This window comes from Streptomyces glomeratus (assembly GCF_021462825.1).
GTDB lineage: Bacteria > Actinomycetota > Actinomycetes > Streptomycetales > Streptomycetaceae > Streptomyces > Streptomyces glomeratus.
Genome location: NZ_JAKEEB010000058.1, coordinates 1 through 20,620, shown reverse-complemented (window position 1 = coordinate 20,620; position 20,620 = coordinate 1). Strand labels below are relative to the sequence as shown.

The 20,620-nt window shown below is 71.7% G+C and carries 20 protein-coding genes and 1 pseudogene; 5 read left to right on the top strand and 16 right to left on the bottom strand.

Annotated elements, in window-relative coordinates; all coding sequences use genetic code 11:
- Positions 1-281 (bottom strand): annotated as a pseudogene (locus LZ604_RS33935) (hypothetical protein); the annotation flags it as partial.
- A gap of 440 nt (positions 282-721) precedes the next feature.
- On the opposite strand from LZ604_RS33935, the gene LZ604_RS33930 reads away from it, so the two are divergent.
- Positions 722-862 carry a hypothetical protein gene (locus tag LZ604_RS33930; RefSeq protein ID WP_234519959.1) on the top strand — a complete coding sequence of 47 codons (141 nt, stop codon included), beginning with the start codon at positions 722-724 and terminating at the stop codon, positions 860-862.
- On the opposite strand, the gene LZ604_RS33925 is transcribed toward LZ604_RS33930, so the two are convergent.
- Positions 843-2,330, bottom strand: coding sequence for a long-chain-fatty-acid--CoA ligase (locus LZ604_RS33925; RefSeq protein WP_234519957.1), 1,488 nt, complete (start codon positions 2,328-2,330; stop codon positions 843-845). The genes LZ604_RS33930 and LZ604_RS33925 overlap by 20 nt on opposite strands.
- Positions 2,331-2,481: 151 nt before the next feature.
- On the opposite strand from LZ604_RS33925, the gene LZ604_RS33920 reads away from it, so the two are divergent.
- A complete protein-coding gene (locus tag LZ604_RS33920) occupies positions 2,482-3,663 on the top strand; it encodes a PucR family transcriptional regulator (RefSeq protein ID WP_234519956.1) in 1,182 nt (393 codons plus the stop codon).
- Between the two features lie 51 nt (positions 3,664-3,714).
- Here LZ604_RS33920 and LZ604_RS33915 read toward each other — a convergent pair whose 3' ends face one another.
- The 11 genes from LZ604_RS33915 to LZ604_RS33865 form a co-directional block, all read right to left on the bottom strand.
- Positions 3,715-4,932, bottom strand: coding sequence for an acyltransferase family protein (locus tag LZ604_RS33915; RefSeq protein ID WP_234519955.1), 1,218 nt, complete (start codon positions 4,930-4,932; stop codon positions 3,715-3,717).
- Between the two features lie 126 nt (positions 4,933-5,058).
- Entirely contained in the window at positions 5,059-5,898 is an 840-nt protein-coding gene (locus LZ604_RS33910) for an endo alpha-1,4 polygalactosaminidase (RefSeq protein WP_234519954.1), read from the bottom strand.
- Positions 5,895-6,557: a spherulation-specific family 4 protein gene (locus LZ604_RS33905; RefSeq protein ID WP_234519953.1), complete on the bottom strand. Its 663-nt coding sequence runs from the start codon at positions 6,555-6,557 to the stop codon at positions 5,895-5,897. Before LZ604_RS33905 ends, LZ604_RS33910 begins: the two co-directional genes overlap by 4 nt.
- Positions 6,554-7,480: an NAD-dependent epimerase/dehydratase family protein gene (locus LZ604_RS33900; protein ID WP_234519952.1), complete on the bottom strand. Its 927-nt coding sequence runs from the start codon at positions 7,478-7,480 to the stop codon at positions 6,554-6,556. Before LZ604_RS33900 ends, LZ604_RS33905 begins: the two co-directional genes overlap by 4 nt.
- Positions 7,481-7,487: 7 nt before the next feature.
- Entirely contained in the window at positions 7,488-8,201 is a 714-nt protein-coding gene (locus LZ604_RS33895; RefSeq protein ID WP_234519951.1) for a nucleotidyltransferase family protein, read from the bottom strand.
- Positions 8,202-8,247: 46 nt separating this feature from the next.
- Positions 8,248-9,249, bottom strand: a complete 1,002-nt coding sequence (locus LZ604_RS33890) for a GDP-mannose 4,6-dehydratase (RefSeq protein ID WP_234519950.1) — start codon at positions 9,247-9,249, stop codon at positions 8,248-8,250.
- Between the two features lie 120 nt (positions 9,250-9,369).
- On the bottom strand, positions 9,370-10,782 hold the full coding sequence (locus LZ604_RS33885) for an amino acid adenylation domain-containing protein (protein ID WP_234519947.1): 1,413 nt from the start codon (positions 10,780-10,782) through the stop codon (positions 9,370-9,372).
- Positions 10,779-12,443, bottom strand: a complete 1,665-nt coding sequence (gene pelF / locus LZ604_RS33880) for a GT4 family glycosyltransferase PelF (protein WP_234519945.1) — start codon at positions 12,441-12,443, stop codon at positions 10,779-10,781. The genes LZ604_RS33885 and pelF overlap by 4 nt, the downstream gene beginning before the upstream one ends.
- Before the next feature lie 85 nt (positions 12,444-12,528).
- Complete coding sequence (locus LZ604_RS33875) at positions 12,529-14,664, bottom strand: hypothetical protein (RefSeq protein ID WP_234519943.1); 2,136 nt, start codon at positions 14,662-14,664, stop codon at positions 12,529-12,531.
- 486 nt (positions 14,665-15,150) lie between these two features.
- On the bottom strand, positions 15,151-15,675 hold the full coding sequence (locus tag LZ604_RS33870; protein WP_372482263.1) for a COG1361 family protein: 525 nt from the start codon (positions 15,673-15,675) through the stop codon (positions 15,151-15,153).
- Between the two features lie 469 nt (positions 15,676-16,144).
- Positions 16,145-16,738 carry a TetR/AcrR family transcriptional regulator gene (locus LZ604_RS33865; protein WP_234519941.1) on the bottom strand — a complete coding sequence of 198 codons (594 nt, stop codon included), beginning with the start codon at positions 16,736-16,738 and terminating at the stop codon, positions 16,145-16,147.
- Positions 16,739-16,832: 94 nt separating this feature from the next.
- Between LZ604_RS33865 and LZ604_RS33860 the strand changes: the two genes are divergently transcribed.
- Positions 16,833-17,624, top strand: coding sequence for an SDR family NAD(P)-dependent oxidoreductase (locus tag LZ604_RS33860; protein WP_234519940.1), 792 nt, complete (start codon positions 16,833-16,835; stop codon positions 17,622-17,624).
- 85 nt (positions 17,625-17,709) lie between these two features.
- Here LZ604_RS33860 and LZ604_RS33855 read toward each other — a convergent pair whose 3' ends face one another.
- A complete protein-coding gene (locus LZ604_RS33855) occupies positions 17,710-18,189 on the bottom strand; it encodes a MarR family winged helix-turn-helix transcriptional regulator (RefSeq protein ID WP_234519939.1) in 480 nt (159 codons plus the stop codon).
- Positions 18,190-18,293: 104 nt separating this feature from the next.
- Here LZ604_RS33855 and LZ604_RS33850 point away from each other — a divergent pair, with 104 nt between their 5' ends.
- Both LZ604_RS33850 and LZ604_RS33845 read left to right on the top strand, forming a co-directional pair.
- Positions 18,294-19,175 (top strand): NmrA/HSCARG family protein, encoded by an 882-nt coding sequence (locus LZ604_RS33850; RefSeq protein ID WP_234519938.1) that lies wholly within the window; start codon positions 18,294-18,296, stop codon positions 19,173-19,175.
- A gap of 22 nt (positions 19,176-19,197) precedes the next feature.
- Positions 19,198-19,623, top strand: a complete 426-nt coding sequence (locus LZ604_RS33845; protein WP_234519937.1) for a MarR family winged helix-turn-helix transcriptional regulator — start codon at positions 19,198-19,200, stop codon at positions 19,621-19,623.
- A 174-nt stretch (positions 19,624-19,797) separates the two neighbouring features.
- On the opposite strand, the gene LZ604_RS33840 is transcribed toward LZ604_RS33845, so the two are convergent.
- On the bottom strand, positions 19,798-20,343 hold the full coding sequence (locus LZ604_RS33840) for an alpha/beta fold hydrolase (RefSeq protein ID WP_234519936.1): 546 nt from the start codon (positions 20,341-20,343) through the stop codon (positions 19,798-19,800).
- Positions 20,344-20,446: 103 nt separating this feature from the next.
- A partial coding sequence (locus LZ604_RS33835; protein ID WP_234519961.1) for a transposase occupies positions 20,447-20,620 on the bottom strand: 174 nt, incomplete at its 5' end.

Genomic DNA, 20,620 nt, shown 5'->3' with positions numbered 1-20,620 from the left:
CCCTGGGCACCCCCGCCGTGCGACCACTGGCCGTGTGCGCCGCCCTGGGCGCCGCCGCCCTGCGACCACTGGCCGTGCGCGCCGCCCTGGGCGCCGCCCTGGGCGCCGCCGCCGTGCTCGCTGTGCGACTGGCCGCCGGGGTGGTGGTCCCTGGTCAGCGCCAGGGCAGCGCCACCGGCATGAGCTCGAAGCCCCAGCGACACGGCGTGTGCGGCGGGAGCGGACAACGCGACGGCCGCGGCAACCGCCGCGGAGGCGAACATGGTCCGGGTCACTCGCATCAGAGGTCGTCCTTTCGCCGCCGCCGCGAAGGCCGGCACCACACCGGCACAGCGGAATCGCAGCAGCAACGTGATTACCCTCAACCCGACCCCCGCCTGTACCGCTGAAGGACACGGCCAGGGCGCGAGCCCGTACTCCCTCCGAGTGCCTCCAGGCCGAAAAGTAACCCGATCAGCCCCACCTCCGATCAGCCCGAACGCCGCACGCAGTCGCCCGTACGTGTCTCGTGTCGGCCACGAGCCACAGACAGACGTTCGGTGGCACCGTTGCAGCCGGCGGTAGTCCGAAGACCGTGATGAGGTGGATTCGGTGCGGCCTCTCGTGACGTTGGTGGTGTCCGTGCTGGTTGTGGGGGACGGTACCGGCGGTGTGGGGCGGCGCCGCAGATCCACTTCTACGGCCTGTTCGGTATCTACGGGCAAGCGCTCAACGCCGGGAGATGTTCCGGGCGACGATATGGACGCTGCCGTTCGTCCTGGCCCATCAGATCGCCCTGACGGCGATCACCAACGAACCGGGCCTGGTCACCGCGGCCCACCGCCGCGGCGCACTGCCCCGGCTCACCCGGCCGGAACGCTGATCTCCCGCTTGAGGATCTTGCCGCTGGGGCCGGTCGGCAGGGCGTCCACGAGCCACACCGTACGCGGGTACTTGTACGCCGCGACACGGTCCTTGACGAACTGCCGCAGTTCGTCCGGTGTGGCCTCGGCACCCTTGCGCAGCACCACCGCCGCGGCGACCTCCTCCCCGAGCCGCTCGTGCGGCACGCCCACCACGGCCGCGAGCGCGACGGCGGGGTGCTCGTGCAGCACCTCCTCGATCTCGCGCGGATAGACGTTGTATCCACCGCGGATGATCATGTCCTTCTTGCGGTCGACGATGTACAGGAAGCCGTCCTCGTCCTGGCGGGCGAGGTCGCCGGAGCGAAGCCAGCCGTCGGGGATGGCGGCCGCGGTCTCCTCCGGCAGGTTCCAGTACCCCTTCATCAGATTCGGCCCACGCACGGCCAGTTCACCGACCTCGCCGGGCCCCACGTCGTGGCCCGCCTCGTCGAGCAGCCGGACCTCCACGTCCTTGATCGGGGTGCCGACCGACCCGGCCTTGCGGGGCCGGTCGAGATGGTTGAAGGTGACCACCGGGCTGGTCTCGGACATGCCGAAGCCCTCCAACACCGTGCAGCCGAAGCGCCGTTCGAAACCGTGCAGGACCTCGACCGGCAGCGAGGCACCCCCGGAGAGGCACATCCGCAGCGTCGGCACGTCGACCTCCGCCGGGTGGTGGAGCAGCGCGGCATACATCGTGGGTACGCCGTCGAAGACCGTGGCCCGGTCCCGGACGATGGCCTCCAGCACGGTCTGCGGATCGAAACGCGGAATCAGGGTGAGCGAGGCGCCGCTGTGGACGGCCACGCTCATCGCGCAGATCTGGCCGAAGATATGGAACAGCGGCAGACAGCCGACCACCACGTCCTGCGGCGTCATCCGCTGCACATGTTCGGTGTTCACCTCGGTGTTGTGCCGCAGTCCGGCGTGGGTGAGCGCGGCGCCCTTGGGCCGCCCCGTGGTGCCTGAGGTGTACAGCAGCACGGCCACGTCGTCGTCGTCCGTCTCCGTCACCGTGACCATCGGCTCGTGTCCCGACAGCAGAGCGGCGAAGGACGAGGGCTCGACGACGATGTGCCGCGCCCCCGCGACGGACGCACCCTGCGCACCCTCGCCCGGCGCCTGGTGCCACTCGAAGAGCATGGCGGCGCCCGAGTCACCGAGCTGGTACCCGATCTCCCGTGCCTTCAGCAGCGGGTTCATCGGTACGACGATCGCTCCGGCCCGCAGCACGCCGTAGTACAGCACGACGAACTCGGGGACGTTCGGCAGCATCAAGGCCACCCGGTCACCCGGCCGGACCCCCTCGGCCCGCAGCAGCGCGGCGGCACGGGCACTGCGCTCGTCCAGCTCCGCGTACGTGGTGATTTGGGTGCCCACACGCAGCGCGGGACGATCCGGCTGCCGCTCCGTCGTCCGTGCCAAGAACTCCGCCAGATTGGCCATGCCCCGCCTCCACGCATCTCACCGCTGAAATCCGCTGTTCATCCGGACGACATCGTGCAGCGTGCGGGCCGCGACGGGCTATGGGGCGGCCGACAGCGTCCCCTTCCCGGTGTTGTTCCCGGTGACAAAACCACGGGGCTAAACTGCGCAAATGGATTTCTCCGGCGTGGCCGCGGCGCTCCACTCACGGCTCCCGGAACTCGGCGAGCGCATCGCGAAGCGCATCCGCTCCGACGTCGTCGCCTACCGGGACGAGGCGCTCATCCCCTTCGACTCGCTGCGGCGATCCTGCACGGCCAACGCCGACCTGGTTCTCAGACATCTGTGCCGCGCCGATGCGCCGGATCCCGGCCCGGCCCGAGAGACCGGCCGTGTCCGTGCCGAGCAGGGCATGCCGCTGGCCGACGTCCTGCACGCCTACCGGATCGGCTTCGAGTTCCTGTGGTCGGAGATCCTCGAGGAGGCCTACCTGCACCCGGAGGTATCGGACGGCCAGCTGGTGGCGCATTCCGCCGAGATCTGGTCGCTGTTCGGCCTCTATGCCGAGGCGGTGGCGGAGGCCCACCGCGAGACGACCGCCGAACTCACCCTGCAACGCCAGGCGCGCCGCTCGGCGTTGGTGGAAGCGCTCTTCACCGGCGTCATCGCCGACCGCACCACACTGTGGGAGGCCGCCCGTGAACTCGGCCTGCCCGAGCGTGGACCCTACGCGGTCGTCGCAGCCGAATCCGCGGCGCCCGGCACCGAGCCGCTGGTGGGGATCGAGACCGCGCTCCGTCAGGCTCATCTGCCGTCCGCCTGGCGGCTGTTGCCCGACCAGCAGATCGGGCTGGTCGCCCTGACCACGCAGGCGGCGGAGAGGACCGGCCTGCGCATCCTGCGTCGCGCACGCGCCCGCGTGGGCGTCAGTCCCGGCTTCGACTCCCTGCGTGAGACACCGCAGGCGCTGCGCTTCGCCCGGCTGGCCCTGGCGAGTCTGCCGGGCAGCGGCCCGGGTGTCGCCCGGTTCGACGACAAACCCCTGGCCATGGTCGTTGCCGCCGCACCGGCGGAGGCGTCCCATCTGGTGAAAGTCGCGCTCGGGCCGCTTCTCGACCTTCCGGCCCCGGAACGTGCCCGCCTCGTCGAAACGCTGGAGCACTGGTTCGCCGCGGCCGGCTCCGTGGCCGTAGCGGCCGAGAGCCTGTTCGTCCACCCCAACACCGTCCGCTACCGGCTGCGCCGCATCGAGGAATTGACCGGCCGGTCGCTGTCCGACCCGCGAACGGCGGCCGATCTCGGCGCCGCGCTCCTCGCCGTGCGCGGTCCCGTCCAGCGGCAATCGCGCAGTTGACGGCACGCCGTACCGCGGACGCGTGCGGCCCTGTCCACGCACAAGGGGGAGTCACCGGCTCCGGTCCTGCCGACTGTCGGGGATCGGCGCCGGCGGGACCGTGGCCGGAGCGTCAAGGGCCGGCGGGACCGGCGCCGGCGGGGCGGCCGGCTGTGTCGTGACGGAACGGCGCTTGCGGAGCAGCAGCCGTCTCGCGGGACGCTCCACCGCCTCGTACAGCACCCAGGACAGGCCGAGCGACACGGCGAACGCAACGGCCGTGACGGCCACGGCGGTCGGCAGGCCGAAGCGGGGGTAGGTGCCGAACAGGCTGGTCCCGGCCCGCAGTACCAGCAGGTGGACCATGTAGAAGGCGAACGAGAGTTCCCCCAGCCGGACCAGTCGTGGGTGCCGCCAGAGCGAGGGCAGGCCCCGCAGGTCCGCGACCGCCGCCGCCGGGATGAGCAGAGCGAAGCCGATCAGGGTGCAGGGGGTGGCCGGGTAGCCGGCGGTGACCTGCGGGACGAGGAAGTAGCCGATGATCGCCAGAGCGAGTGAGGCCTCCAGGCCGGGGCCGCGCCATCGGTCGAGGAGCACCAGCCGTGCGGTGGCGGCACCGAGGACGAACTCCGGCAGGCGAGCGGCGGGAAAGGAATTGATCGGCTGGGGGAGCCACTGGTGGGCGTCCGCCCGGCTGAGGACCAGCACCGTCAGGACCGATACACCGGCCAGCGCCGCCGATCCCCGGGCACCGAGACGGCGCAGGACGAGTGCCAGCAGCGGGAACGCGGCGTAGAAGAAGGCCTCGCAGGCCAGCGACCAGCTGACCGGGTCCAGTGTCTGCCACCACGGGCGCCACCACGAATGCACCAGCAGTACGTTCGCCAGGCCCTGGATCCGCGTCGGTCTTGCCTGATGGGCCAGTGTGCAGGCCATGAGGAGCGCGATCGCGGCGGTGACCAGGTGTACCGGATAGATGCGGGCGATGCGCCGCCACCAGAAGGCGAGCGCACGGTCGCCTGGCCGCGCGGACCACGTCAGTACGAACCCCGACAGGATGAAGAAGAACGACACTCCGGTGGCACCGGACCCGAAGCCCCACGTCATGATGTGGTCGCCGGTGCCGGAGAAGTAGCCGAAGTTGCGCACGTGCAGTCCGAAGACCAGGAGCGCGGCCATCCACCGCAGCCCGGTGAGGGACGGCAGCGGGGACACCGGAACACGCGAAGGAGTCTGGGCGGCGGTGGCGGTGGCGGGCAACGTCCGGGGCGCTCTGGTCGCCGTCGTCATCGTCTCACCTGCCGGAGGGGTTGGAACAGGGCATGAGAGGGAACGTTGCCCGTTCAACCCGTTTCATTCGGGTGTCGTAGCCCACATTCGCGCCCGTCCGGACGGCACCGCCGAGAGCGCGTCCGGTCAGCAGGGCTTGCGCCACACCCCGAGCTGCGGCTTCTTCAGCATCGACGACAGCTTCAGCCGACGCGACTCGGCGCAGAACTTCTCGGTCGGCTCGGCGTATTCGACGTGGAAGACCGCCTTGCCCGCCTTGATGAACGGGGTGAGCGAGGAACACTCGTCGTACTGCGCGCACTCCTCGTTGACCGCGAAGTCGAAGTCGCGCTGGAGCTGCGGGATCTGCGGGAGGTCGTTCTTCAGACCGGCCGACAGGCCGCGATCGTGGGCGATCTCGGCGATCATGCGGTTGTAGGCGAGCTGGTCGCCTGCGGTGATCGCGAATCCGGTGGCGTTGGCGTAGCCCTCCACCAGGTCCGGCTCCACCGCGTCGAAGCCCTTGGCGCGGCACATGTCGAAGCGCCGCTCGATGATGGGGCGCAGCACCGAACGGCGGCGGATGTCCAGCCACCGTTCGCCCTGCCAGCCGTTGGCCCTACCCAGCAGTGAGTGGGGGAAGGCGCTTTGGTCGGGCCGGAAGTTCTCCCAGGCGCCCACGTTGACGTAGCAGATGACCTTGCGGCCGGCCTTGTGCAGACGGGCCACGTCCGCCGCCGAGTTCTCGAAGCCGTCGATGTCGTAGACGGGCACGTTAGCCGAGGGGTCGGCCTTCCCGTCGAGCTGCCACTGCCAGGCCAGGCCTGGGCGCGGCTTCCACAAGGTCCGTGCCGGGCGGCCGTCGCGCGCGCCGCTCGTGGCGTGCCCGCCGTCCGTGGCGGAGCAGCCGGTCAGCACCGCGACCGTCACCACGGCCGGCAGGGCGACGAGGGCCGGGAAACGCCGCAGCAGTCCCGTGCTCTTCATCGCTCCCTCCCGGTCAGCGCGGGGGTCAACGCGGCCCACGGATTGGGCGGTTCACCGGTCACGGGCCCGGACACCGCCGCGCCGCGCTCGCGCGCGGTGCTCACGGCCAGCGGCACGAGCGCCTCGGGAACCCCGTAGACGAGGTGACAGAACCGCTCGGGCGGGTGCCGTGCCGTCCACTGCGGTCTGCTGAACGCCGACACATACGTCGACCAGTGGCCCTCGAAGGTGACGGTGAGGTCGGCGAGGCGGGCGTATCCGGGTGCCGGGTGAACTCCCGGATTGAGCACGACGGTTGCCGCGCCGAGCCGTCGCACGGACCGCACCAGCCGACGGCACGCGGGCAGCCCGGCCGGGGCGGCGGTCACCCGGTCCAGAAAGCAGCCGTCGGCCGCGTACCACCTCTGGTGCCGGCGCAGGTCCTCGGCGATCTCGGCACGGTCACGGTTTCCGTAGTCGGTGTCGACGTAGCCGAGCAGCCGGGCCCCGGCCGCCCGCAGCGCCCCGGCCACCGCTGTGAACGCCCGGTCGGGGCCCGTGCCCGGCCCGCTCGCGGGGTTCAGCACGATGGCGTAGGTGCGGGTCGCGGCCCTGATCAGACGGTGCCAGGCGCCCGGATCCTCGGCCGGGTGGACATACAGCGGAACCAGCAGAGTCATGGGACACGCTCGCCTTCCGGGCGAGGGGAGGAGCCCTCGGCCGTGGCCGCCCACAGCGCGGCGAGCGCGTCGTCCAGGGTGTGGGACGGCCGCCAGCCGAGGGCCTCGTCCGCGGCGGTGATGTCGGAACACTGCCAGGAAACCTCGGCCGAGCGGGCCGAACCGCCCGTGTCCTCCTCCATACGCCCACGGAAGCCCGCCGCGCGGGCCAGCCCCCTCACCAGATCGCGTACGGAGACGGCCTGGCCGGCGCCGATGTTGAGGACCCGCGGCAGCGGACCGGGAGCGGCCACCGCGAGGTACGCCGCGCGTGCGACATCGCGCACGTCCACGAAGTCGCGGAACGCGGACAGATCACCGAGCAGCAGCACCGCCTCCGGGTCCGCCCCGGCCGCGCGCAGCAGCGCCGCCGTCCGGCCCGGCAGTCCGGTGGACGGCGCACCCGGACCCACCGGGTTGCCCACCCGCAGCACCACCGCGTCCAGCCCCGAGGTGGCTACCGCGACCGTGCCCGCGAGCTTGGTCGCACCGTACGGGGTGACCGGCCGGGTGGCCGCCGACTCCATCACCCGCGTGCCCGGCACGCCCGGGCCGTACTCGGCGGCCGAGCCCAGATGGACCAGACGCGCCGTGGGCGCCGCCTCCCGCAGCGCCGCGCACAGCACCGCCGGGCCGCGGGCGTTGGCCTCGGCCAGGGTCACGGCGTCGCCGCCGGTTGCGCCCGCACAGTTGACCACGGCGTCGGGCGCGGCCGACGCCAGGGACTCCGCCAGCGACTCCGGCCGGTCGGACGCGAGGTCGACGGCGACGTCGGCGCCGGGGGAGCGGCCGCCGACGAGGACCAGCGCGCCCGGCCGGGCGCGCAGTCGCTCGACGACGTGCCCGCCCAGAAACCCGTTTCCGCCCAGGACGAGAATGCGCATGCGGTGCTCAGGCTCCCTTGAGCAGAAGGGACTTGCGCGAGGTGAACTCGGCGTTGGCCCGGTCGTAGTCGTCCGGACGGCCGATGTCCAGCCAGTATCCGTCGAACTCGTAGGCATGCGGCGGATTCTGATCCCTCAGCAGGTCAAGGACGAGTTCGTCGAAGCCCAGCGGCAGCCCGGGGGTGTAGCCGCCGAGCGTGGTACGGGACACGCCGTAGACGCCCATGGAGACGCGGTAGTCCATGCTGGGCTTCTCGGTGAAGGCGACGACCTTGCTGGACTCCGTGGTCAGTACCCCGAAGTCGATGTGTACCTTGCGCGCGTACGTGGCGATGGTCAGCGGTGCTCCCGACTCCCGGTGGGTGCGCAGCACATCGGCGTAGTCCAGGTCGGTGAGCACGTCGCCGTTCATCACCAGGAACGTCTCGGGCAGCCGGTCGCGCAGGTTCAGCAGCGGGCCCATGGTGCCCAGGGGGCTCTCCTCGGTGGCGTAGTCGACGGTCATTCCCCACTGGGATCCGTCACCGACGTAGGCGCGGATGATCTCGCCCAGATGGCCGATGGCGATGGTGCAGTGGGTGAAACCGGCCGTGGAGAGCTGACGCAGCACGATCTCCAGGATGGCGTGCTGGTCGCCGATGGGGACGAGCGGCTTGGGCAGCGCGGTGGTGTAGGGCCGCAGCCGGACGCCCTTGCCTCCCGCCAGGATCACTGCGTGCATGGGGCTCCTCCTTCGTCGGTGCCGGGGGACGACGTGCCGGACGGGGTCAGATGTTGTAGATGCCGGTCTTGTACCGGGACAGGTTGGCCGGATCGCGGAAGAACTCCACGGTGTGCGCGAGCCCTTCCTCCAGTGAGTGGGCGGGCCCCCATCCGGTCGCCGCGGCCAGCCGGGACGCGTCCGCGACCAGCCGCATCACCTCGGAGTCGGCGGGCCGGATACGCTCGGCGTCCTCCCGCACCTCGAGTACGGTGTCCATCACCTTGCCGATCAGCGCGACGAGGTCGCCCACCGAGATCTCCCCGCCGGTACCGGCGTTGAAGGTGCGGCCCACGACCCGCTCGGCCGGCGCACCGCCCACCGCGAGGAACGCCTGCGCGGTGTCCCTGACGTAGGTGAAGTCCCGTGTGGGACGCAGGTCGCCGAGGGTGAGGGTGCGCTCGCCGGCCGCCACCTGGCCGATCACGGTGGGGATCACCGCGCGCATCGACTGGCGGGGCCCGAAGGTGTTGAACGGTCTGAGTGTCACCACCGGAGTTCCGAAGCTCGCGTGGTAGCTGTCGGCCAGCCGGTCCCCGCCCGCCTTCGACGCGGCGTAGGGGGACTGGGTGTTGACGGGGTGGTCCTCGGTGATCGGCACGGTCCGCGCGGTGCCGTACGTCTCGCTGGTGGAGGTGTGCACCAGCCGGGGCGTGCCGAGGGCGCGTACCGCCTCCAGCACGTTCAGCGTGCCCGTGACATTGGTGTCCACGTAGCTGTACGGCGCCCGGTATGAGTACGGGATGGCGATGAGCGCGGCCAGGTGGTAGGCGACGTCGGCGCCTTCCAGCAGGGCGCGGACAGAGCCGGGGTCCCGGACGTCACCGAGGACGATCTCCACGTGGTCCAGGACGTCCGGGGCGAGGGTCTCCAGCCATCCGTAGGAGGAGAAGGAGTTGTACAGGACCATGGCCCTGACGCGGTGCCCGGAGGCGACCAGCGCCTCGGTGAGGTGGGAGCCGATGAAGCCCTCGGCTCCGGTGACGGCGGCGAGCGGTGCGGCGGTCAACTCGTCATGTCCTTCCGGTCGGTTCGTGTGGTGGTCGGGCGGGGACGCCCGGTGCCGTGTGGCACCCGGAGGGCGGCGGGGCGGGCCTGCCGTTCGGCGGGCCGCGCACCGGCCGGTTCGTCAGGCGTGCGGGGCCGGCCGCCCGAGCCGGCGCAGCGCGTACACCGCCAGACACAGCGCGGCCGCGGCGCAGCACAGGGGCAGGAACACCGGGCCCGGTGGCAGGTGCAGCAGTGTGATCCCCCCGGCGCCGGCCGCGGCCGCGAGGCAGATCACCGCCGGTGGCCAGGCCGCTCCGAACGCCTGAAGGAGCAGTGCGATCCACAGCGTGGCCGCGAGCAGCGGCAGCGTGACCGGTTCGGCGCCGGTGAGGAGTGCGGCGGCCGGCAGAGGCAGGACGTAGCCGAGCAGGCACAGGGTGAGGACCCCCGCCGACCGCAGGAGGAATCCGGCGGGCGTCGCGGTCGCACGCAGCGCCGCGACCGACAGCCCCCGGTAGCGGTACAGCAGCCATTCGGCCGGCCCCATGCTCACGGTCAGCACGATCACCGCGTAGGGCTCGCGCCGTCCCTCCAGCAGCACCAGCGTGCCCGCGGCCAGTCCGAACAGTCCGTACGGCAGGGACGACAGCAGCCGGGGCCGGCTGCCGCCCGCTGCCGCGGGGAGGGCGAGGACCCGGCACAGGACCCGGCCGACAGCGGCGAGCGTCGCGACCAGCGCCATCAGCGGCAGCCCGGCTCGCAGCAGCCTCCCCGGCTCCCACCACGGGAGTACGGCAGCACCGGCGACCAGCGGGGACAGTGCGGCCAGCAGCAGCCGCTCCCGGCCCAGCACCAACAGCACCCCCGCCGCCGCCAGATACACCGACTGCGCGGCCGCCGCCAGGGTGACGGGGCCGCCCCCGGCGGGCAGCGCGGCGAGGACCGTGGCCACCGTCGCGCCCAGGGGCGCACCGGCCAGCAGCGTGCGCCCGGCCTCCCGTCGCCCCGTCGCCATCCGCACATGGGCGCGGTGGCCGAGGGCCTGCCCCCATGCCCAGGACGCGAGTCCCGCCACGGTCAGGACGGTGGTGTGCCGGCCGGGGTGCCACAGGGGTGCGGTGAGCAGATAGGCCAGTCCCGGCAGCGCGAACAGCACACCGCGCAGCAGACAGCGCACGGTGTCCGGGCGCCAGGGGTCGGGTACCGGCACGGGTTCGGGGAAGACACGTGGTACGCGCTCGTAGAGTGCGGCGGCGAGCGAGAAGAGGTCCGGGTGCCCGTACCGCTCCTTGATGACGTCGGCGGACAGTCCCTCCGCCTCCAGCAGTGCGGCCACCTCGTAGGGATGGACGGCGGGACCGACCGGTTCGGCCAGCTCGGCGGCCAGTCGGCTGACCGCCTCCTCGTCGGGGCCGCGCCACGGCAGCCGCAGCGCCAGGGTGCCGTCGTCGGCCGGGCGAGGGCTCGGTGCCCGCCTCCCGGTCCCGGCCAGCCGCAGTGCCAGCGTGTCCTGTTCGGTCCCGCTCGGCTCGAGCGCCATCGGCCCGCTCATCCGGCCAGGCTCCTCGGGCCGGTGGCCGCCGGGGCCGCGGCGTCCACGCCGTCCGACGCGCCCGGGTCCGCCGCCGGGTCCGGGCCGCCCGGCGGGGCCTGCGCGGCCGCCCGCGTGGGAACGGCCGCCGGAGACCGGGCGCCCGACGGCGACTGCGCCACCGCCGTGAGCGACTGTGACGGTGGGGCCGACGCGGACGCGGATGCCGGTGAGGCATGGGCGAGCGTGGGAAGTTCCAGGTAGATGGAGCGAAAGGTGTCGATGGTCTGGCGCAGGGTGAACTGCTCGATCACCCGCAGCCGCGCGGCCTCCCCCATCGCCCTGCGGCGCGCGGGGTCGCCCAGCAGCTCCAGCGCGGCCGCGGCCATGGCTGCCGGATCGCGCGGCGGAACCACGAGTCCGGTGCTGCCGACGGCCTCCCGCACTCCGCCCACGTCGGTGGAGACGGTGGCCCGCCCGCACGACATGGCCTCGATCAGGGTGAAGGGGAAGCCCTCGCTGATGCTGGAGAGCATCACGACGTTGCCGGCCGCGTAGGCGTCCTTGATGTCGTCGACCCGGCCCTCGAAGGTGACCGCGTCAGCGTGCCCGAGTTCGGCGGCGAGCGCCTCGCACCGTTCCCGGTAGGCCTCCCCGCCACGAGGCGTCCCGCCGAACAGCCGCAGCCGGGCCGTGGGTATGCGCTCCCGGACGAGGGAGAACGCGCGGATGAGCGTCTCCAGGTCCTTGATCGGGTCCACCCGGCCTGCCCAGCTCAGGGTGGGCACCTCCGGCTCGGGCCCGGCCGGCGGGAACGCGGCGGGATCCACGCCGTTGTAGACGGTGCGGATGGACTCCGGGGCGGCGCCGCCCTGTTCCTCCCACAGCCGGTTGTACCGGTTGCCCGGCGTGATCAGGGCCGCCCGGCGGTAGCTCTCCTCGGCCAGCAGCCGGAAGAAGCCGAGGACGACGGCCTTCACCGGCCAGCGGTAGGGGGCGGTGCGATAGCCGAGGTAGCGCTCGCGCAGATAGACCCCGTGCTCGGTCAACAGCAGCGGAACCTCGTACCGTTCCAGGCCGGCCAGGCCCGGTAGGACGGCGACGCCGCCGCTGACCGCGTGCGCGACCCCGTCCTCGGGCGGCGGCGCGGCCAGGGGGCGCAGGGCGTGCTCCAGCAGGGCCGTCGCGGTGAGCGCGTCGTGCAGGGTCGGGCGGGCCTCACGCACCGCCAGCCCCGGCCGGTTCCACACCGCGGCCAGGATCGCGATCGCCCGGTCATCGCGCAGGAACGGGCTCAGCGTCCCGTCGGCCGCCGCCCGCGCCATCTCGTACAGGGCGGGGGCGAAGCCGTCCTCGGCGCATGCATCGAGCAGAGCGGTCAGGAACCGCTCGTAGGCGGCGGCCAGCCGGTTGCGGAGGCGGCCCCGCGGCGGTAGGCCCTCCGGCGGGGCGCCCCACATCGGGACCGACCGAACACTGGCGACATGGGCGGGCAGGTCCCACACGACGGGCTCGCGTCCGGTGCCGGTGACGGCTATGACGTCGAAGTCGATGTCGGGCATGCCCTGGACCAGCTGGTCGCACCAGACACTGACGCCGCCGTGACTGTGCGGGTAGGTGCCTTCGGTGAGCAGGGTGACGCGCGTCGCGCCGGGGCGTCGCGCGCCGTGGTGAACGTGCATCGATGTGCTCCACGGCCGAGGTGTGGGGTGGGCGTGCCGGTCCCGGCTGCGGCTGGGCGGCCGGGACCTTCGGTCGGTGCGCCGTTCAGTGGTCCGTGTCGTGGGAGACCTGCGGCGTCACACCCGCGGGGACGCGGGTGTCCGGGGCGGGACCGGTGACCGGAGCCGGCCGGGAGGCGTGCGCGGTCCGGGACGGGGCCGCGGCCGACGCCGGCAGGGTGAGGGTGAGCGGGCTGCCGGTGGCGGGTGCCCAGCCGGACACCTCGCCCGCATAGGCGGTGCCGAAGGCGCTGCCGGACAGCTGGGCGCCGGTGGGCAGGGTCGCGGTCGCAGCCACGCCGTTCGGTGCCTGGATGGTCACGGTGTCGCCGACGCGGTAGGCGGTGATCCGTCCGGCCCGCAGGGCGGAGTTCCAGGCGGCACGCCGCTGCAGTTCGGTGCCGATGTCCTTCATCCGCAGATTCACGACGGGGGTGTTGTCCGCGAACAGGGCGTCGTATCCGTCCAGGACACCGCTGAGGACCGGGTAGGCGATGCGGTCCTCGGCGAGGTTGGACTGGTGGATGAAGTGGGGCTTGGGGTCGTTGGACAGCACATGGCCGAGGGCGATCCGGGTCTCCAGCGGCACGATGTGGCCGGTGTAGCCGGTGCTGGTGTCCAGCGGGGCCGGCAGGCAGGTGGTGGTGGCCGGGTTGTCCTCGCAGATGCCGCTTCCGCCCTGGGCACGGCCGGTGTACAGCCAGTTGTACTCGTCGACCTCCTCGGCCGCGCGACCGGCGTTGTAGAAGACGTTCATCGGGTGGCGGGGGACCGTCATGGCCGCACCGACCCGACGCTGCTCCGTATCACGGGAGTTGTCCGCGGCGAGCCAGGTGACGTGGTTGTCGGCGAGGGCGGGGGCGAGATCGGGGTTGTCGTCGGGCTGCTGCGGCAGCACCTTCAGTCCCGAGTGCTCCCCGGTGACCAACTCGCTGTCGTCCAGCGGCAGTCCGGCGGCGAGTCCCCAGACACGGTTGTTGGCGATCTCGTCGGAGATGGCCGTACGGCTGACCCATTTGGTACTGCCGTCGGCGTTGGTGGCGCATCTCCAGGGCACCATGGTGATGTCCTGCTCGCAGCCGAGGAAGGCGTGCGTGTAGGTGTGGTTGACCCAGCGGAACCTGTTGCGGTCGGCGATCAGCCTGTCGGCGAGCCGGTCCACACCGTTGTTGTCCTCTCGCTGGTCGAGGCTGCCGGAGCCGTTGAAGACCAGGTCGAGGGTGAAGTGGTGGCTGTTCTGCCATGCGGTGGCGTAGTCGACGTCGGCGGGGGTCATCCGGATCGGGTGGGGCGTGCCCGCGCCGCCTGCGCAGTCGACGTCTCCGGGAGTGCAGTCGAGCTGGGTGTCCCAGCGGTCGTCGGCGGCGAAGACGTCGTCGACATGCACGGCGAAGTAGTTCCGGGAGGCCCCGAGGTGCACGCCGCCGGTCATCCACTCCACGATGCCCCGGGCGAGCAGCCGGAACTGCTGCTGGTACCGGTTGTAGACGAAGGTGACCACGAGTTCGCGCCGCCCGTCGTGCCGGTACTCGCCCACCAGCGACCCCCGCCTCGACGTTCCGGGGACGGGCGCGTCGACGTACGGGGTGAAGTCCGCGCCCGGGGCGGGTGCCGACAGGTAGGCGTAACTCTCGCCCACGTCGGACGAGTTGTCCTCGAAGGGCACTGATCCGTCGAGATAGCCGAAGGGTCCCGCCTTTCCGGCGGCGGTCACCTCCGCCCGGACACCGTCGAGGCTCCCGGAGTAGCCGCCGGAGACCGGATACTGCAAGCCGGCCTCGGGGCGCGCGTAGGTGTAGGCGTCTACCTGCGGGATGGCGTACGTCCGCTCGTAGGACGCGAGCGCCGCCATCTCGGCCGAGCCCGCCGCGAACGGGTTGTCGTTGGGCAGGACCACGGCCTGGAACTTGGCCCGGGACCGGCCCTCCACGGTGTCGGCGAGGAAGCCCGAGTCGATGGCCGGCCGGTCGGGCCGGTCGAGGTCGATCTCGGTGTACGGCGTTCCCGCGGCATCCAGCTCGGCCGCGATGGCCTCGGTGGCCGGGCCGCCGTCACTCACCAGCAGGACGCGCAGGTCGATGCGGGGTGCGGCGGTGTCGGCGTGGGCCGCACCGGCCGGCAGCGCCAGTGCGGCGATGAGTGCGCCCACCGTCAGCGCGCTGGTGCGTATGGTCCGCTTCATGCGGTGAAGTCCCCTCCCCGGGCAGGGGCGAGCACTGCTCCCATGGAGCGGACGCACCCCCTGGCGTGACGCCGGCGCCCCCCTCAGAAGCCGGTCCTCGACACGCTCGTCGTGTACATGGTGATGGCCCTGTGTAGTTTTCGTGGTCTTGCTGCGAAACATGACGGAAAACCGAAGGGGACCGACACGGCACGCTCGCAACGGAGTTGAGCCTTCGCGTGCACCGGCGTCACCTGGGCCGGAAAGGTGCGTCGAGGGTTGGGTGTGCTGGTCCGGGGCCCGCGCGGCGCGCCGGCGGACCGAGTGGGTCCGCCGGTCGAAGCGCCGCAGTTCCGGGCCGCGGTGGGTGCCGGGGCGCAGGCTGAATTCAGCCTGATCTTGCGATGACCCCGGGCGTTCATGCCTGGTAGGACTCCGAACCGGGTCAAACTCGGTCGTTTGCGGCCCAGTAGTTGACGTCACCCCACCGCGGAACCGGACGGTGCGTCAGGCGCAGAGCACCCGAGTCTCGGGCGTGTAGACCGGGCCGCCGCTGGTGTTCGTGCTGTCGCTGAACTCGGTGTAGTAGTACGAGTAGAAGCCGATGTTGCCGTTGCAGCCGGAGTCGGCGGCGATGTGGAGCGTCAGCGTGACGGTACGGCTCTGCCCGGGCGGGATGGTGGTGCCGTAGTTGCCACCGAGATTCGCCGGGCCCGTGCCGGAGCAGGGAGCGCTGCCGGCGGCCGTGGCGAGGCTGCAGCCGGTGAAGCTGTACTTCAGGTCCGGGCGCTGGGTGGTCAGCCACGTCGGGTCGATCGTCTGGTACACGAACCAGATGTCGTAGGCCTTGTTGTTGGTGATCGTCATCGACAGGTTCACCGTGCCGCCGGGCGTGGTGGTGCTGCTGTCGGTGGCGAACGTCAGCGTGGCCGGCGCGGGGTCCGCGCTCGCGGCGGGGGCGAGACCGAACACGGCGAGGACGAAGGCGAGGACGGCGGTGAGGCCGAAGCGTCTCATCTGAGGTGATCGCATGGCCCGGGAGGCTAGGCACAACGTGAGCGCACCGTCTGCCCCTCTGGGCGAGGCCTACGGGCCCGTCGGCCGGAAGTGTTCCTCGTGTGAAGACCGCGCGGTGAAGCTGTGACGGTGACCCGCCGACTGCGTCCGTGCACTGCGCGGACGGGGTGGCACGGCGATCCACCGGACGGGCGGATCCGGAAGCGACGGTGGCGCGGCCGGACGCTATTGGCGCATTGCGGAGACCCGCGGAGCCGTGCCGGAGCCGCCTGTCCCGCCTCCGATTCCTCCCGTGTCCGAACTGGTCTGGCCGCGTGGTCGGTTCATCGCACGGCGCTGGACGCGGGTCCGGGTGACATCCGACGGCCGCTGTAGGGGCGAAGCGGTGAGTGCCCGCCCCAGGCAGGGCCCCGGACGGCACCGCGCGGTCGCGGGCGAGCGAGGCTGCGGCGCAAGGGCTACGGGAGACGCCCGGTCGGGGCTCTCATGGGGTGGCCCGCAGGCCGGCCAGGAGCACCTGGAGGGAGAGATCGGCGGCCTCGTCCAGGGGAGTGTCGTCGAGCAGGCCCCCGACGGCCAGCGTGGCCAGGCCGTGCACGGTGGAGAAGGCCACCTGGGCCAGTCGGACCGGATCACCGGGACGGACGGCGCCGCCCTGCTGTGCCTCGGTGATCACGCTGGCGGCGATCTCCAGGGCCCGGTGCCCGAGTTCGCGCAGTTCCTGGCTGGACTGCTCGTCGTGTTTGGCGGCGAACATCAGTTGCAGCAGCGCGGCGCGCTCGACCGCGAACCGCAGGTACGCCCGTCCGAGCCCGATGAGCCGCTGCTCGACGGCCCCCGGATCGTCCGCCGCCGCCTGCAGACGGCGGTTCAGTTCGGTGAAGCCGCTGACCACCAGCGCGTCGAGTATCGCCTGGCGGTCGCGGAAGTGGCGGGTCGGTGCGGCGTGACTGACGCCGAGGTCGCGGGCGAGACCGCGCAGGGAAAGCCCGACGGGACCTGACTCGGTCAGCACTGCCTCGGCCCTCTCCAGCAGGGCGGCCCTCAGGTTGCCGTGATGGTAGGAGCCTTCGGGCACAGCACTCTCCTCAATGTTGGCGGTTGACTACAATGTTTGTGGTTGCCTACATTGATTATCCCGTACCCCGGCAAGGGAAGTGGAGCAACCAACGATGGCCAGCATGTCCTATCGAGGCACGACAGCCCTCATCACCGGCGCCAGCGCCGGCCTGGGCGAGGAGTTCGCCCGCCAGTGGGCCGAGCGAGGCGCCGACGTCGTCCTCGTCGCCCGTCGCCTCGACCGGCTCCACGAGCTCGCCGTGGACCTGGAGAAAAGCCATGGCATCACCGCGACGCCGATCGCCGCGGACCTCGCCCGGCCGGGAGCCGGAGCGGCGCTGCGGGCGGATCTCGACGCGCGTGGCATCACTGTGCAGACGCTGATCAACAACGCCGGCTTCGGGAGTCACGGGGCGTTCCTGGAGCAGGACCCGGAGCAGATCGCCCGCATGATCCAGCTCAACGTCGGGGCGGTCTCCGATCTCTCGCGGGCCTTCCTGCCGGACCTGGTTGCCGATGGCCGGGGCGCCCTCGTGACGGTGGCGAGCACTGCCGCCTACCAGCCGACCCCGGCCATGGCGGTCTACGGCGCCACCAAGGCGTTCGTGCTGAGCCTGACGGAGGCTCTCGCCTACGAGAACCGCCGGTCCTCGCTGCGCGTGCTCGCGGTGTCGCCGGGGCCGGTCAGCACCGAATTCTTCGACGTGGTCGGAAGCCGCGACGCGATGGTCGGGCGCGTCGCCACGCCTGCCGACGTGGTCACGGCGACCCGCCGCGCCCTGGAGCGCGGCAGCACCCCGCCGAGCGTGATCGCGGGACTGGGCAACCGTCTGTCGGTACTCGCATCCCGGCTTGCGCCACGCCGGGTCGTCCTCGCCGTCGCAGGGCGTGCGCTCAAGGCCTGACGGCCGCATAGCCCACGGCGCCTGCCGGATCCCGCGCCTGCCGCACGCCATCAGGTCATCCGCGCCCTGCCCGGCGGCTTCCGGCTCAGTCCGGCTTCGGCATGGACCGCAGGCGCCGCATCTGGGCGTGGCTGAGGTCGTGCGCCTGACGCATATGCCGGGTGATCACCTCCAGTTCGTCCTCGGTGTGATCGTCGAGCAGCGCCTGCCAGGCCTGGCCGAGGTCGTCCCACACCGCGGTGACGCGGGCGATGCGCTCCGGCACCGTGGTGACCAGTACCCGGCGGCGGTCCCGCTCGTCGGGTGTGCGAACCACGTAGCCCCCTCGTTCCAGCCGGTCCACCAGCCGTGTGGCCGAGCCCGTGGTCAGGCCGGTCATCTCGGCTATCTGTTTGACCGTCAGGGGTTCGGGCTGTGCCGTCAGCAGGCTCAGGCACTGCACATCGGTCGCGTGCATCCCCAGGTGCTCTGCGACGGCCTGGTTGAACAGCACATACGCCGCCAGGTGGCGGCGGGACTCCAAGGACAGCTCCTCGTACAGCCGGCTCCGACGCGAGTCTCCCACTCCGGACTCACCTCCAAAAAAGCTGCGCGACGCAGCGATATTCGGTAGTCTGCTGCGTGACGCAGTTGATGCGTCACGCAGCTACTCTACCTTTGGGGGGAACCATGCTCACCATCGCTGTCACCGGTGCCACCGGAGCCCAGGGCGGAGCCACCGCCCGCGCCCTGCTCGCCGCCGGACACCGGGTCCGCGGGCTCACCCGTCACCCCGACTCGCCCGCCGCCGGGGTCCTGCGTGCCGTCGGAGCCGAGGTGTGCCACGCCGACTTCGACGACCGCGCCTCTCTGGACGCCGCCCTCGCCGGAGCGGATTCCCTCTTCGCGGTCACCACTCCGTTCGGCACCGACATCGCCACCGAAGTGCGACAGGGCAAGGCCCTCGTCGACGCCGCGGCGGCCACCCGCCTCGGGCACATCGTCCTCACCTCCGCCGCCCATGCCGACCGCGGCACCGGTGTCCCGCACTACGAGAGCAAGTACCTCGTCGAGCAGCATGTGCGCACTGCCGGCGTGCCCTGGACGGTGATCGCCCCGGCGGCGTTCATGGACAACTTCACCGGCGGCTGGAGCCTCGACGGGCTGCGCGACGGCAGCTTCGCCTGGCCCATGCCTGCCGACCGGCCGCTGACTCTCATACCGGCCGCCGACATAGGCGCCTTCGCCGCGTTGGTGTTCGAGCGCCGTGACGAGTTCGCCGGACGCCGGATCGACATCGCCTCCGACGAGCGCACCTCCGGCCAGATCGCGGACGCCCTGGCAGCGGCCATCGGGCGCCCGATCGCCCACCAGGAGGTCCCGCTGTCCCATGTCCGTACCCACTCCGCCGATCTGGCGGCCATGTTCGAGTACTTCACCACCGTCGGCCTCGACGTCGACGTCACCGGGCTGCGACGCGACTACCCCGAGGTCGGCTGGCACACCTTTGCCGACTGGGCCGCCGGTCAGGACTGGTCCGCCCTCCTGACCCCCGCACCCGCCCAGCAGTGACCTACCCAAGGAGCACCACTTCGTGAAGCCCATCGGCTACTGGCTCAACCGCACCGACAGAGCCATCACGCATCACATGAACGACATGCTGGAGGAGTTCGGCCTCACCAGGATCGCCTGGCAGGTCCTCCGACTCATCGACGACACGCACGAGGCCACCGACGGGGAACTCCTCTCGGCCCTCGAGGCCAACGCCGACACCGCCACGCTGACCGCAGCCATCGACACCGTGCTCGCCGATGGCTGGGCGACCCGTCCCACACCGGACCGGCTCGCTCTCACCCTCGATGGCCGTCGGCGCCTGGATCGTGTCGCCGAGCGCGTCGATGCGTTCCGTGAACTGTCCATGACCGGCATCTCTCCGGACGAGTACCGCACCGCCGTCCAGGTCCTTGAACGGATGACCCACAACCTGGAAGCGGCGGCGATGAGCGGCAGCCGTCGATAGCGACACCGTCAGGACGCCGGCAGGCGCCCCCGCCCCGCCGGGGCCCCACCACGAGGCGCCGGGCCCCATGTCTGCCGCGTCACTCGTGAACGGATGGCTGCATAGCTGACCTGTGCGGTGCGGCGAGAGGGCGTGCGGGGGCCGCGACGGGGCGAACGTTGCCTGTCGGGGGCACTAGGAGCCGGAGGCCGGGTTCTCGACAGCGGTGCGGAGCCAGGTCGCCAAGTGGTGATTGACGTCGCCGGCGGCTTCCAGCTGAAGCCAATGCCCCGCCTGGACACGGCGCTCGGTCAGACGGGCACAGGTGGTCCGCATGCGGTCGAGGGCGCGCGGGTTGGTGAGGTCGGCGACGGGGTCGTAGGCGGCACCGACGAACAGTACGGGCATCCCCAGCCGCCCGCCATTGACCGCCGCTTTCGCGAACGCCGCGTTCGCCCGGTGGTTGAGGTAGTAGCACGTCGGTCCCCAGAAGCCGTTGGTCTTGAGGGACTCGGTGAGCTCGGCGTGGTCCTGTGGCGAGAGAACGTCGGTGTCCAGGGGGAGATCGGGGGCCGCCGGAGCCCCACCGAACCAGCCGCCGTCGGCGGTTGTGTCCGAGGTGGGCGAAGGGCGGCTGTGCGCCTTCGGACTGCCCTTACGGAACAGCGCTTTGACGGTGTTGGCCGGCTCGGCGTCGAAGACCGCGGTGATCCGTTCGGGGTGCCGCTCGTAGGCCACCATCCCTGATCTTGGGTGGGTATCCCCGGCTTCAGCCGGGGAGGGAAACGCATCCTTGGACCGGAGGCGCGCAGCGCCGGAGTTCGCTGCGCCTCCTCGGTGAGGGTCAGGTGGGCCGCTTCTGGCCTTCGATGTACTGGCGGACGATGCTGAGCGGTGCGCCGCCGCACGATCCGGCGAAGTAGGAGCGGGACCAGAACACAGAGCCGATGCCGATGCGGTTGATACGGCCGGTGTACTCGGCGCGCAGGTACCGGGAGCTGACGCCCTTCAAGCTGTT